The organism is Janthinobacterium sp. P210006, from assembly GCF_036231885.1.
Lineage (GTDB): Bacteria > Pseudomonadota > Gammaproteobacteria > Burkholderiales > Burkholderiaceae_D > Janthinobacterium > Janthinobacterium violaceinigrum.
Genome location: NZ_JAZARD010000001.1, coordinates 335,202 through 348,509, shown reverse-complemented (window position 1 = coordinate 348,509; position 13,308 = coordinate 335,202). Strand labels below are relative to the sequence as shown.

9 protein-coding genes are annotated in these 13,308 nt (G+C 65.7%); 3 read left to right on the top strand and 6 right to left on the bottom strand.

Features of this window, described 5'->3' with window-relative positions; translation table 11 throughout:
* Window positions 1-5: 5 nt before the first annotated feature.
* From hutU to ada, 6 genes are all read right to left on the bottom strand, one after another.
* The gene (gene hutU, locus VPH41_RS01565; protein ID WP_328568740.1) at window positions 6-1,709 is read right to left on the bottom strand and encodes a urocanate hydratase; all 1,704 of its coding nucleotides are present in this window, start codon (window positions 1,707-1,709) and stop codon (window positions 6-8) included.
* A 118-nt stretch (window positions 1,710-1,827) separates the two neighbouring features.
* Entirely contained in the window at window positions 1,828-3,501 is a 1,674-nt protein-coding gene (locus tag VPH41_RS01560; protein ID WP_328568739.1) for an amidohydrolase, read from the bottom strand.
* A gap of 66 nt (window positions 3,502-3,567) precedes the next feature.
* Window positions 3,568-4,182 carry a GNAT family N-acetyltransferase gene (locus tag VPH41_RS01555; protein WP_328568738.1) on the bottom strand — a complete coding sequence of 205 codons (615 nt, stop codon included), beginning with the start codon at window positions 4,180-4,182 and terminating at the stop codon, window positions 3,568-3,570.
* A 248-nt stretch (window positions 4,183-4,430) separates the two neighbouring features.
* A complete protein-coding gene (locus VPH41_RS01550) occupies window positions 4,431-6,107 on the bottom strand; it encodes a mechanosensitive ion channel family protein (RefSeq protein ID WP_328568737.1) in 1,677 nt (558 codons plus the stop codon).
* Between the two features lie 73 nt (window positions 6,108-6,180).
* Window positions 6,181-6,918: a 2OG-Fe(II) oxygenase gene (locus VPH41_RS01545; protein WP_442906232.1), complete on the bottom strand. Its 738-nt coding sequence runs from the start codon at window positions 6,916-6,918 to the stop codon at window positions 6,181-6,183.
* Entirely contained in the window at window positions 6,867-7,922 is a 1,056-nt protein-coding gene (ada, locus tag VPH41_RS01540; protein WP_328568735.1) for a bifunctional DNA-binding transcriptional regulator/O6-methylguanine-DNA methyltransferase Ada, read from the bottom strand. The genes VPH41_RS01545 and ada overlap by 52 nt, the downstream gene beginning before the upstream one ends.
* 181 nt (window positions 7,923-8,103) lie before the next feature.
* On the opposite strand from ada, the gene hutC reads away from it, so the two are divergent.
* The 3 genes from hutC to VPH41_RS01525 all read left to right on the top strand — a co-directional run bounded on the left by hutC (window position 8,104) and on the right by VPH41_RS01525 (window position 13,128).
* Window positions 8,104-8,823 (top strand): histidine utilization repressor, encoded by a 720-nt coding sequence (gene hutC / locus VPH41_RS01535; protein ID WP_152282888.1) that lies wholly within the window; start codon window positions 8,104-8,106, stop codon window positions 8,821-8,823.
* 450 nt (window positions 8,824-9,273) lie between these two features.
* Complete coding sequence (locus VPH41_RS01530; RefSeq protein WP_152282889.1) at window positions 9,274-12,597, top strand: PAS domain-containing hybrid sensor histidine kinase/response regulator; 3,324 nt, start codon at window positions 9,274-9,276, stop codon at window positions 12,595-12,597.
* A 72-nt stretch (window positions 12,598-12,669) separates the two neighbouring features.
* A complete protein-coding gene (locus tag VPH41_RS01525; protein ID WP_152255000.1) occupies window positions 12,670-13,128 on the top strand; it encodes a response regulator in 459 nt (152 codons plus the stop codon).
* Window positions 13,129-13,308 lie beyond the last annotated feature (180 nt).

Genomic DNA, 13,308 nt, shown 5'->3' with positions numbered 1-13,308 from the left:
AGGTCTCAAGGAAGCATGGGAAGAATCAGGCCGTTGCGCTTGGCGCAGGCGGCCGCCGTTTCATAGCCGGCATCGGCATGGCGCATCACGCCGGAACCGCTGTCGTTGACCAGTACGCGCGCCAGGCGTTTTGCCGCCGCTTCGCTGCCGTCGGCCACGATGACCATGCCCGCATGCTGAGAATACCCCATTCCCACGCCGCCGCCATGGTGCAGCGAGACCCAGGTGGCGCCGCCTGCCGTATTGAGCATGGCGTTGAGCAAAGGCCAGTCGGACACGGCGTCCGTGCCGTCCTTCATGCTTTCCGTCTCGCGGTTCGGGCTGGCCACGGAACCCGTGTCCAGGTGGTCGCGGCCGATGACGATGGGCGCCTTCAGTTCGCCCGTGCGCACCATCTCGTTGAAGGCCAGGCCCGCGATGTGGCGCTCGCCCAGTCCCAGCCAGCAGATGCGCGCCGGCAGGCCCTGGAAGGCGATGCGTTCGCGCGCCATGTCCAGCCAGTGGTGTACCTGCTTGTGGTGCGGGAACAGCTCCCTGATCTTCGCATCCGTTTTGTAGATGTCTTCCGGGTCGCCCGACAAGGCCACCCAGCGGAACGGCCCACGCCCTTCGCAGAACTGCGGGCGGATGTAGGCGGGCACGAAACCGGGGAAGTCGAAGGCGTTCTGCACGCCCTGGTCGAACGCCACCTGGCGGATGTTGTTGCCGTAATCGACGGTGTGCACGCCCATGGCGTGGAAATCGAGCATGGCTTGCACGTGGGCGGCGCAGGAATCGGCGGCCGCCACCGTCAGGCGCGCATGGCGCTGCGGGTCCTGCTGCGCCGCCTTCCAGTCCGACACGCTCCAGCCGCGCGGCAGATAGCCGTTGACCAGGTCGTGCGCGGAAGTCTGGTCCGTCACCAGGTTCGGCACCAGGCCGCCCGCCTTCGCGCGGCGCACCAGTTCCGGCAGCACTTCGGCCGCGTTGCCCAGCAAGCCGATGGAGATCGCTTCCTTGCGCTGCGTGTGGTATTTGACCAGTTCCAGGGCTTCATCCAGGCTGGCTGCCTGCTTGTCCAGGTAGCGCGTGCGCAGACGGAAATCGATGCTGCTTTGCTGGCACTCGATGTTGAGCGAAACGGCGCCCGCCATGGTGGCGGCCAGCGGCTGCGCGCCGCCCATGCCGCCCAGGCCCGCCGTCAAGATCCAGCGTCCGCCCCAGTCGCCGCCGAAATGCTGGCGGCCCGCTTCGGCAAAGGTTTCATACGTGCCCTGCACGATGCCCTGCGTGCCGATATAGATCCAGCTGCCGGCCGTCATCTGGCCGTACATGAACAGGCCTTGCCGATCGAGTTCGTTGAAGTGTTCCCAGTTCGCCCATTTCGGCACCAGGTTGGAATTGGCGATCAATACGCGCGGCGCGTCCGCGTGGGTCCGGAACACGCCCACCGGCTTGCCGGACTGGATCAGCAAGGTCTGGTCGTCTTCCAGTTCGCGCAAGGAGGCGAGGATCTGGTCGAAGCAGGCCCAGTTGCGGGCGGCGCGGCCGATGCCGCCGTAGACGACCAGGTGCTGCGGATTTTCCGCCACTTCCGGGTCCAGGTTGTTTTGCAACATGCGGTAGGCCGCCTCGGCCTGCCAACTCTTGCAAGCCATGGCCGTGCCGCGCGGGGCGCGGATGACACGGCTGGCATCAAAGCGTGGATCGTTGTCCATTGTGCTGTTCATGCTGTCTCCTCGTAGGGTGCGAGCGGGCGTATCTAGCCTGATACCTGGCCCGCTCTTGTACACCCAGCATAGGTTGTCTATACAACCAAGTCAACAGGTTTTTGCAAACGTAAACGGCCTATTTTTTCTCGAACACGCGCTTGCCCGCCACCCACGTCTGCAGCACCTGCGTCTTGCCGATGGCCTTTGGTTCCACACTGAACAGGTCCTGGTCGACGACGATGAAATCGGCCCATTTTCCCGCTTCCAGGGTGCCGATGACCTTTTCCTGGTGCGCCGCCCAGGCCGCGTCCAGGGTGAAGCAGCGCAGCGCTTCCGTCACCGTCATGGCCTGCTGCGGATACCAGCCGCCGGCCGGGAAGCCTTCGCTGTTCTGCCGCGTGACGGCCGCGTGGATACCCTCGAACGGATTCGGCGATTCGATGGGGAAGTCGGAACCGCAGGCGATGCGCGAACCCTGCTTGAGGAAGGTGCGCCACGCATACGCGCCCTTGATGCGCTCGTGGCCCACGCGCTGCTCCGCCATGTTCTGGTCGGACGTGGCGTGCGTGGGCTGCATCGAGGGCACGATGCCCAGGGTCTTGAAGCGTGGGATATCGGATAACTGCACCACCTGCGCGTGCTCCATGCGGTGGCGCAGGCCCACGCTGCGGTATTGCGCGGTCAAGGCGGCATAGCCGTCGAGGATCTGATGGTTGCCCGCGTCGCCGATGGCGTGCACGTTGACCTGATAGCCGGCGCGCATGGCCTTTTCCATCTTCGCGCGCATGGCGGCGTCCGGGTAGAACAGCAGGCCGCGTGTGCTCGGATCGTCGCTGTACGGCGCCAGCAGGGCCGCGCCGCGGCTGCCCAGGGCGCCGTCGGACAGCAGTTTGACGGCGCGCAAGGCGTACATGTCGCGCGCATAGCTGTTTACGGGACCGTTCTTCGACAGCGCGTCGAAGTCTTCCGTCGTGTCGAAGATCATGCCGTACACGCGCACCGTCAGCTTGCCGTGGTCCGCGTAATCGCGGAACAGGCTGTCCTGCATCTGGCCGATGCCCGCATCGTGCACGCTGGTCAGGCCCACTTGCGACAGCTGCGCCAGCGCGCCATCGAGGGCGGCGCGGTTTTCCACGTCGCCCGGCTTGGGCAGCACGGCATCCATCAAGTCCATGGCGCTGTCGACCAGCACACCGGTGGCGTTGCCATCCGCGTCGCGCACTATCTTGCCGCCGGCCGGATCCGGTGTGGCGCGCGTGATGCCGGCCAGCGCCAGCGCACGGCTGTTGGCCCAGCCCGCGTGGCCGTCGACCCGGCGCAGCCACACAGGCCGCGCGCTTTCCGCCGCATCGAGTTCAGCTGCCGTGGGAAAGCGTCCCAGTTTCCAGATTTCCTGGTTCCAGCCATTGCCGATCACCCAGCTGCGCTGCGGATGCGCGCGGGCGAAGTCGCCCACGGCCTGCACGGCGGCCGGCAGCGACGCAGAACCGTACAGCATCACGCCGCTGGCGATCGTGCCCAGGCCGAACACGTGGCCATGCGCGTCGATCAGGCCAGGCAGCACGGTTTTTCCCTGTACGTCGACGTGCAGGGCGCCCTTGGCCGCCTTGCGTTTCACCTGCGCGGCGCTGCCGACGGCGAGCAGCTTGCCTGCGTCGTCAAACGCCAGCGCCGTGAAGCGCACCACCTTGCCGGCAGCATTGAGCGTGTAGCCGTTGGCATTGTCGATGACGGTATCGGCACGGGCGTGGGGCAGGGCGAAGGCGCCCAGGCAGGCGAGCGTGAGCAGGTTGCGGCGCAGGGTCGGCATTTCCATCTCCAGGTCTTTTAGTCGTTAGAAAAAAGACGAGTGTATAGAAATTGGCAAAATGGTCAATCAGGCAGCGGAAGGTGGTCTTACCATCAGCCAGTAGTCGCAGCCCGTGACGGCTTCCGCGTAGCGTCCCGCCGCCACGAAGCCCAGGCGGGCATAGAACGGCCGGCTGCGCTCGTTGTAGGTCTCCAGGAAGCACGCGGCGCCGGCCGCATCGACGGCCGCCAGGCCCGGCGCCAGCACGGACGCGCCCAGCCCCTGCCCTTGCGCGGCGGGAGCGATGCCGGCGATCGACAGGTACCACGCGTCCTGCAGACCATGCGGCGCCAGCGCGTGCTCCATGTTTTCCACGATGGCCGTGAAATGCGCGAAGCCGCGCTCCCCCAGCAAGTCGCGCAAGGCGGCTTCGCGCAAAGCGTAGGCGGCCTGGCGCAGGGCCGCCGGCGCATCCGTGGTCCAGATGGCGGCGCCATTGCCCGCGTCGTCAGCCAGGTCGATGCGCCCCGCCTGCTCGCCCTCGGCCAGCGCCAGCGCGAAGTAGGCTTCCAGCATGGCCAGCCGCGCCGCCTCGTCGTCGCCGCACGCCACCGTGACGGTGCGGTAGAACGGGTCGCCGGCCAGGGCGGCGGCCAGGCTGCGGGCGGTGCGGGAAGCTGCGGTGCGGGAGGGGCTGGACATGGTTCTCTTTCTGTTCATGGAAACGCCCCGCATCTTAACGCAAGCGCGCAGGCCTTGCGCCCGGTCAATACCCGCATGGCTGGCGCGGGCCTATCCGATCCCACATCGCGCTACTCGGCAGATTTTTGCCTGCTCACGGCACCTTCCGGGGGATTTCACGGCGTTCGACTGGCAAACGGCAAGCATGCCTGTGCCCCCGAAGAAAAGTCACGATAGGGCATGCCTCCTCAAGAAACCGGTCACAGCACTCAAGGCTTGGGAGGCGCCAGTTGACTCGAGTCCTCCCCCCGCTTCGCCGGCGCCCTGAACCAGTCTTCCGGCGGCACCACGTGCGACTCTTTCGGGTCGTCGATGTAGTGCGGCGAGGTGATTTGCACGTCGAATTCGTTGAAGACGTCGATGATGTTCTGGTGCAAGCGGTTCAGCACTTCGGCGCGCTGGCGGGGGACTTCGGCGCTGGCGTAGGCCACCAGGCGGTATTGCACGTAGTAATCTTGCAGCGCCAGTTGCATCACGTACGGTTTTGGCATGGTGGACAGTTCCGTCGTGCGCGACGCGGCCAGTTCCAGCATGGCGTGCACTTGCCGCCATGGCGTGGCGTAGCCGATGGTAACGGTGGCGTCGAGCACGAAACCGCCGCCGGGCTGGGCGCGCGAATAGTTTTTCGTCGTCTGCGACATCACCCACGCGTTCGGCAAGGCCACTTCTTCGCCCAGGCCCGTGCGCAGCCGCGTCTCGAACATGCCCACGTCGACCACCGTGCCTTCGCTGTCGCCCACGCGCACATATTCGCCCTTGCGCAGGGCGCGCGTGTACATGAGGATCAGGCCGCTGGCGCCCTGGCCCACGATGCTCGACGCGCCGATCGACACCATCAGGCCCACCAGCACGGACAAGCCCTGGAAGGCGGCCGTATGCGAACCGGGCAGATACGGATACGCCATGGCCAGCGCGAACAGCCAGATCACCACGCTGGCGATGCGGCGCGTGGGCAGGGCCGTGTCCTTGTCGAGCCAGCCGATCTGCAGTTCCCCGCTTTCCACGCGCTTGAACAGCGAAGCGGCCGTGGCGGCGATCAGGCGCGCGATGGCGAAGATCACGCACACCAGCACCAGTCCCGGCAAGGCGCCGATGATGGCGTGGAAGACGTCGGCCGCCACGTCGAACAGGTAGCCGCTCAGGCTTTCGCCCCACGAGCGCGTGTAGGGCAGACGGCCCAGCACGAAGGCGGCCCACAGATACGTGGCCATCAGGCGCAAGCCCCACAGCACGGCGCTGAGCAGCTGATACGCGAAGGCGATGTAATGCTCGGCATCGAGCACGCGCACGTTCTTCAGGCGCACGTCGCGCAGGCGCGAGGCCAGCAGGATGCCGCTGCGGCGCTTGGCCCAGTGGTACAGGCGCGTCAGCCCCATCCACACCAGCCAGAACACGAGGGTGGCGGCCGCGCACACGGCGGCCGCGATCGCCAGGTAGCGCCAGCTGCCCTGTTCGCGGTAGTCGAGCACGGCCTTGCTCAATTCCTCTGCTGCCGTTTTCGCCACGCTTTCCGTCGTGTCGCCGGCCAGCAGGTTGACGTCGCCGGGCACGACGACGAACAGCTGCACGCCGTCGAGCAGCACTTGCGTGCCTTCGGGAATAGGACGCGTGCCCGTGCGCAAGGGGCCATTCTTGGCCAGCACGCCTTCCAGGCGGCGCTGTGCGCCGATGGCCCGCTCATCGGGCGGATAGCCGGCCAGCGCGGCGCGGAAGACAAATATCTTGCGGTTGGCAAACATCAGCGGCGCCGTCCGGACGGCAGCGGCCTGTGACGGCACCATGGCGGACGCGGCCTCCGAGACGAGCGCGGACACGCCCTCGTCCGCATGGGCTGCGGGCAGCAGGAAAATGGTCAACAGGTACAACAGGCGGAGCAGCGCGGACATGGCAGAAATGAAAAGTAACAGGAAGAGCCATCATGCCATGTAATCCTGGAAACTCAAGCGCCGCAGCTACCGTTCAGCTCGCATCGTGGAAAATGATCCCCAGCGTGTGGCGCAAGCCTGTGCGCACACGCGACACGCCGTGGCGCATGTTCACGCGATAACTGCCGCGCGTGCCATTGACGGGACGCTGCGCCACGGGAAAGAGCACGGCGTCGCCCTGCGCCAGCGGCACGACTTCCACGCGCGACTGCATGCGCGGGCGCTGCTCCGTCAGCACGAACTCGCCACCCGTGAAGTCTTCCTGCGGGCGCGACAGCAGCACGGCCAGTTGCAGCGGAAACACGTGCTCGCCATACAAGTCCTGGTGCAGGCAGTTGTAATCGCCCTCGCGGTAGCGCAGCAGCAAGGGCGTGGGCCGGGTTTGCCCTGCCGCATGGCAGCGCGCAAGAAAGTCCCCGTGCGCCAGGGGAAAGCGCCCATCCACTCCCATGGCCGCCTGCCAGCGGTTGGCGATGGCCGCCAGCGGGCCGTACAGCTGTTCGCGCAAGGTGGCCACGAGGTCAGGCAAGGGATAGGCGAAATACTGGTACTCGCCCTGGCCAAAACCATGGCGCTGCATCACCACCGTGCTGCGGAAATGCGCAGCATCGTCATACCGGGCCGCCAGCGCGGCGCAGGCGTCCGCGTCCAGCAAGCCCGGCACGACGGCACAGCCGTATTGATTCAGATCATATTCGATCCGGCGCCAGTCCAGCGCCCTCACCGCTCGCCCTCGCGCTCGAGCAGCGCCTGCTTGCGCTCCACGCCCCAGCGGTAGCCGGACAGCGCGCCATCGTTGCGTACCACGCGGTGGCAGGGGATGGCCACGGCCAGCGCATTGGCCGCGCAGGCGCCCGCCACGGCCCGCGCGCCTTTCGGGGCGCCGATGCGCCTGGCCAGCTCGGCATAGCTGACCGTGCTGCCGGCAGGAATCTCGCGCAAGGCTTGCCACACGCGCTGCTGGAACACGGTGCCGCGCACGTCGAGCGGCAAGTCCAGGCCCAGGCCCGGCGCCTCGACCAGGCCCACCACCTGCGCCACCGTCCGTTCGTACTCGGGCTCGGCGCCGCGCAGCTCGGCGCGGGGAAAGCGGTCCTGCAAGTCGCGCAGCAGCACGTCGGGGTCATCGTCGATCAGAATCGCGCAGATGCCCTTGTCCGTGCTGGCCACGAGGATGGCGCCCAGCGAGCAGGCGCCGATGGCGAAACGGATCACGGCGCCGCTGCCGCCGTCGCGAAACGCGCCCGGCGTCATGCCCAGCAAGCCGGGCGTGGCCGCATACAGGCGGCCGCTGGAATTGAAACCGGCCGCATATAAGGTTTCCGTGACGTTCGCCGCGCCCTGCAAGCCGGCCTTGAGGCGCTCGCCGCGCCGCGCCGCCGCATAGGCTTTCGGCGTGATGCCCGTGTGCGCCTTGAAGACGCGGTGAAAATGAAAACGGCTCAGGCCTGCTGCCTGCGCAAGGCTGTCCAGGTCAGGCAGCTCGTCGCTGGCGTCGATCAGGCGGCAGATATCGGCCACGAGGGCCGCCTGGCGCTGGGCCAGCGGCGGCAGGTTGGGCTTGCAGCGCAGGCAGGGACGAAAGCCGGCCGCCTCGGCCTGCTCGCAGCTGGTGTGGAAAGCCACGTTGCGGCGCAAGGCGGGGCGCGCCGCGCAGGAAGGACGGCAATACACGCCCGTCGTGCGCACCGAGTAGTAAAAGACGCCGTCGGCATCGGGCGCGCGCCGCTGCAGGGCATCCCAGCGTTCATCATCGGTCGAGTAAGAGTGTTCCATGGCCAACTCCATGCAAGTCAATAGTAAGTCACCAGCATAGCCAGTCGCCGCGCGCGCCACACTCCGGCGCTTGCTTTTGAATTCGAAAAAAGGCTGGCGGCGGGCATCGTGCTCGGTGCTAAAATCGGCCATCGCGCCTCCAGCCGGCGGCGCGCCCTGCCCGCGCCCCGGAGAAACCGCATTGGACGATCACAATACACAAGAAAATACGCCCATTTTCCAGCGCATCAAGGATTTTCTGCTGGCCGGCATCGCTGCCGGCCGCTGGAAGGAAGGCGACGTGATTCCTTCCGAGCAGGCACTGGTGAAACAATTCGGCGTCTCGCGCATGACCGTCAACCGCGCCGTGCGCGAACTGACGAGCGAACAGGTGCTGACGCGGCGCCAGGGTTCCGGCACCTATGTGGCACAGCAAAAATACCAGGCGACCTTGTTGGAAATCAAGAGTATCGCCGATGAAGTGCGCGCGCGCGGACATATCCACCGCAGCAGCTTGCAATTGCTCGAACGTACCAAGGCGTCGGATTTGCTGGCCAAGCAATTCGGCTTGCCGCCGGAACACCCGCTGTTTCATTCGCTGATCGTGCATTTCGAAAACGGTGTGCCGATCCAGGTGGAAGACCGCTGGGTCAATCCCGAGTGCGCGCCCGACTACATGACGCAGGATTTTTCCAGCATCACGCCGAACGAATACCTGATGGCCGCCGCCCCCCTGCAGGGCGCCACCTACAGCATCGAAGCGCTGTCTGCGCCGCGCGACATCGCCGAAATGCTGGCCATCGACACGAAGCAGGCTTGCCTGGTGCTGCGCCGCCAGACGCGCTCGGGCGGCAAGATCGCCTCAATCGCCACCATGTGGCATCCCGGACACCGCTATCAGTTCGCCGGCAGCTTTAGCTGAGAACACCTGAAAAACCTGCTGCGCGTCGCGCTTTGCGGCCTGTGATGCTCACCGTGCTACAGCACGGTTGCGCTTCTCAGCCACAAAACGCTACCGCTCGCTACGGTTTTATCAGGCGTCTTCCCATCTGGTGGTTCAGTAGCACGATTTCGCGCAAACTTTGTCACAGATTCTCACCAAATCGCGAAAAAAACAGCCATGACGGGGCAAAAAAAACGCCGTTTTGGCCGTTTCCGAACTTAACTACTCCGAGTAAATATTCGATGCTATAGTTGCCGCCAGAAAGCGCCGCAGGCGTTTATATGAGCGCGTCTCATGCACTGCCAGCACAGTCCAATCACGCCCCAGAAAGGGATGCATTTGTCGTATTGCAGCCACACGAGTTTCAGCGCACCACGCCCACGGCGCCCTGCGCTGCGCCGGCTCGCTCGTACGATGCTGGCTGCCGGCATGGCGCTGTCGCTGCCGGCGCAGGCGGCGGTCCACGGCATGGCGCCGGCACTGCTGTGGCCGTATGCTGCCGCCAGCGCCACCGCCCTGGCGGGACTGGCTTGCTGGCAAGCCTGGCGCCTGCGGCAACAGTTGCACCGCCTGCTGCTGCCCGCGCATGCGCTGGCCGAACAGGATGCGTGGCAAGCCTTGCGGGGTGCCTCGCTGGCTGGCTGGACGTGGCGGCGCCAGTCCGACCGGCTGCAGTTCGCGCCCCAGTACCAGGACGTGCTGGGCGACAAGAGCGCCAAGCTCGACCAGACATTGAGCGACTGGCTGGCCGAAGTGCACCGGGACGACCGCGCGCGCCTGAGTCTGGCATTTCGCCAGCATCTGGACGGCCAGGCGTCCGGCACCTTCAATTGCGAATTCCGCTTGCGCCACAGCGACGGCCACTGGCGCTGGCTGCTGGCGCGCGGCGCCGTGCTGGCGCGCGCCTCGAATGGCGCCGCCACGCAGGCCAGCGGCATCGTCTGCGATATCAGCGAACGCAAGCAGGACGAGCAAGCGCGCATGCGCTCGATGCTGGAAGCGGCGCCCGAAGCCATGCTGATCGCCGATGTCGAGGGCAAGGTGCATTACGCCAACCAGATCGGCGCGCGCTGCTTCGGCTATCCGCTGGCCGAATTGACGGGCATGTCGCTGGAACAATTGGTACCGGAAAGCACGGCCAGCCAATCCGTGGGCGACCCGCAAGCGCGGCACAGCCTGCCAGGCCGGGTGATGATGGCGCGCCGCCGCGACGGCACGCATTTCCCCGCCAAGGTCAGCCTGTCGCCGCTGCGCATGGCAGGCCAGGTATTTTCCATCGTCTCGCTGCGCGACATGACGCAGCGGCAACGCGCCGAGGAAGCGCTGCACGCCAGTTCGGAACGCTACCGCCTGATCGTGCAGACGGCGGCCGAAGGCATCTGGATGACGGATGCGGATGGCAAGACCACCTTCGTCAACCCGAAGATGGCGCACATGCTCGGCTACACGGTGCAGGAAATGCTGGGCCGTCCCCTGCTCGACTTCATGGACCGCGACAGCCAGCTGCTGATGCAGCGCCGCCTGGCCAGCCACGGCAGCTTCGCCAGCCAGCCGGACCAGGTCGATTTCCGCTTCTTCCGCAAGGACTTGTCCAGCCTGTGGGGCTTGCTGTCGAGCACCAGCATCCAGTCGGACAACGGCGAGCCGGGCGGCACCCTGGCGATGATCACCGACATCACCGAGCGGCGTCAGGCATCGATCGCGCTGTCCAATTCCAGCCAGCGCATGGCCTCCGTCTTCGGCGCCGTGACGAATGGCCTGGTGGTACAGGACAGCCACGGCCACATATTGGAAAGCAATGCCGCCGCCGAGCGCATGCTGGCGGCCAGTCCGGCCGGCAACAGCCTGTGGCAAGCCATCCGCGAAGACGGCTCCGCCTTCGACCAGCGCAGCCATCCCGTGCACATCACCCTGTCGACGGGCGAAGCCATGCGCGACGTGCTGATGGGCGTGAAGCAGCCCGACGGCAGCCTGTCGTGGCTGTCCGTCAATACGGAAGCCATCCGCGATGAATACGGCAAGGTGGGCATGGTGGTGGCCAGCCTGACGGACATCACGTATCACAAGCGCAGCGAGAGCGCTTTGCGCGAGCTCAACGAACACTTGGAAGAACGGGTGGCGCAGCGTACGGAACAGCTCGACCAGGCCAAGCAGGTGGCCGAAGAAGCCAGCCTGGCAAAGGGACAATTCCTGGCCAACATGAGCCATGAAATCCGCACGCCGATGAATGGCGTGATCGGCATGGCCTACCTGGCCCTCAAGACGGAACTGGAACCGCGCCAGCGCGATTACCTGGAAAAGATCCGCTTTGCCGGCGAACACCTGCTGGGCATCATCGACGACATCCTCGACATCTCGAAAATCGAGGCGGGCAAGCTGGAGATCGAGCGCGTCAACTTCAGTTTCGACCATGTGGTGCAAACCCTGATGACGGTGGTGGCGCCGCGCGCCGCCGGCAAGAACCTGGAACTGCTGTTCGAAATCGACCCGCAACTGCCGGCCGTGCTGGTAGGCGATCCGCTGCGGCTGGGGCAGGTACTGATCAACTACGCCAATAACGCCATCAAGTTCAGCGAACAGGGCAGCATTACCGTGAAAGTGCGCAGGGTGGTAGCCGATGCGAAACACTGCCTGGTGCGCTTTGAAGTGTGCGACCACGGCATCGGCCTGTCGCAGGACGAGATGAGCAAGCTGTTCCAGTCCTTCCAGCAAGCCGACACCTCCACCACGCGCGAGTATGGCGGCACGGGCCTGGGCCTGGCCATCTGCAAGCAGCTGGCGCAGCTGATGGGCGGCGACGTGGGCGTCGACAGCCGTCCCGGCGCCGGCAGCACCTTTTGGTTCACGGCCAACCTGGGCATTTCCGACCAGGCGGCGCCAGCCATGCTCGACAGCATGGTGCAGACGGCCGCGGCCATGCGCGCCAGCGCCGACGCGGCCCTGGTCATGCGCACGCTCAAGCATGCGCGCATCCTGCTGGTGGAAGACAACACGTTCAACCAGCAGGTGGCGCTGGAATTGCTGGAAGAAGCGGGCGCCTCCGTCTGCCTGGCCAACAATGGCGAGGAAGCGCTCGACCTGCTGCGCCAGACGCAGTTCGACTGCGTGCTGATGGACGTGCAGATGCCGCTGATGGATGGCTTGCAGGCGACGCGCCATATCCGCGCCGACCCGCAGCTGGCGCATCTGCGCGTGCTGGCCATGACGGCCACGGCCACCAGCGAAGACCGCGTGCGCTGCCTGGACGCGGGCATGGACGATTTCATTTCCAAGCCCATCCAGCCGGCCATGATGTACCAGACCATCGCCAGCTGGCTGCCGGCGCGCGAGACGCCGCCACCGCCCGCCCGCAGCCGCGCCGCGCCCGCCTTCAAGACCACCCTGGCCGGCGACCCGCAGGTGATCGACCTGTCCATCCTGGCCAAGCTGCTCGGCTACAACCCGGAAAAGGTGCGCAAATTCGCCTTCAAGTTCCTGCAGACCACGCAGGATGGCTTCGGCGACATCGATGCGGCCCTGGCGCGCGGCGACGTGCACCAGGTGCGCGAACTGGGGCACCGCATCAAGTCGTCGGCGCGCACGGTGGGCGCGCTGGGGCTGGCCGAGCTGTGCCATAACCTGGAAACCCTGGCGCCGGGCGAACCGGCCGACGAGGCCGAGCGGGCGCGGCACATCGTGGCGCGCCTGTGGCCACTGCTGGAACAGATTACCGAACAAATCATGAACAACACCAGCTTTGCCAATGACGATTAGCTACCGCCAATTGGGTTGCGGCAAGGTATCGGCATCGACAGCGATGCAGCATATCCATAGAAAGACATGACGATGAATACAGTATCAAACCAAGCAGTCCGCGAACAGAACGAAGCAGGCCTGGCACCGTTGCGCGTGCTGCTGCTGGACGACGACGTTTTCATGCTCGACGTGCTCAGCGACATGCTCGAGCAAATGGGCCCGTTCGACATCCGCTGCGAGTCGCACAGCGAACAGGCGCTGGCCACCCTGAAGCAGCACCAGCCCGACCTGCTGATCTGCGACCTGTCCATGCCCGACATCGACGGCATCGAATTCCTGCGCATGGCGGCGGACAATGGCTTCCGCGGCGGCGTGGTCTTGCTGTCGGGCCTGCACTCGGCCGTGCGCCTGGCGGCCGAACGCCTGGCCGTGGCCAATGGCCTGCATATATTGGGCACCTTCCGCAAGCCGATGGAAAGCGCGGAATTGCAGCTCATGGTGAACTTGCAACTGCAGCACACGGCCCGCCTGGCCAGCGTCCAAGCCTGAGCGTGGAGGCTGGCCGCAAGGGCGGACACGGCGCTGCGGGCCAGCAGGCATGCGGCTTTGCCGCCATGCCGGCACGCGCGGGGACGATCTGCCGCAAGTTTTTCTGCAATAATCGCCACGCTTTGAAAAAATGGGTTATTATTTCAGCCATCCCCGCCTGCATACCTCTGGTCGCACCTT

Bases quoted from the DNA above. Each gene is read 5' to 3' on its own strand.
- hutU (WP_328568740.1), bottom strand. From the start codon at position 1,709: ATGAACAGCACAATGGACAACGATCCACGCTTTGATGCCAGCCGTGTC.
- VPH41_RS01560 (WP_328568739.1), bottom strand. From the start codon at position 3,501: ATGCCGACCCTGCGCCGCAACCTGCTCACGCTCGCCTGCCTGGGCGCC.
- VPH41_RS01555 (WP_328568738.1), bottom strand. From the start codon at position 4,182: ATGTCCAGCCCCTCCCGCACCGCAGCTTCCCGCACCGCCCGCAGCCTG.
- VPH41_RS01550 (WP_328568737.1), bottom strand. From the start codon at position 6,107: ATGTCCGCGCTGCTCCGCCTGTTGTACCTGTTGACCATTTTCCTGCTG.
- ada (WP_328568735.1), bottom strand. From the start codon at position 7,922: ATGGAACACTCTTACTCGACCGATGATGAACGCTGGGATGCCCTGCAG.
- VPH41_RS01530 (WP_152282889.1), top strand. From the start codon at position 9,274: ATGGCGCTGTCGCTGCCGGCGCAGGCGGCGGTCCACGGCATGGCGCCG.
- VPH41_RS01525 (WP_152255000.1), top strand. From the start codon at position 12,670: ATGAATACAGTATCAAACCAAGCAGTCCGCGAACAGAACGAAGCAGGC.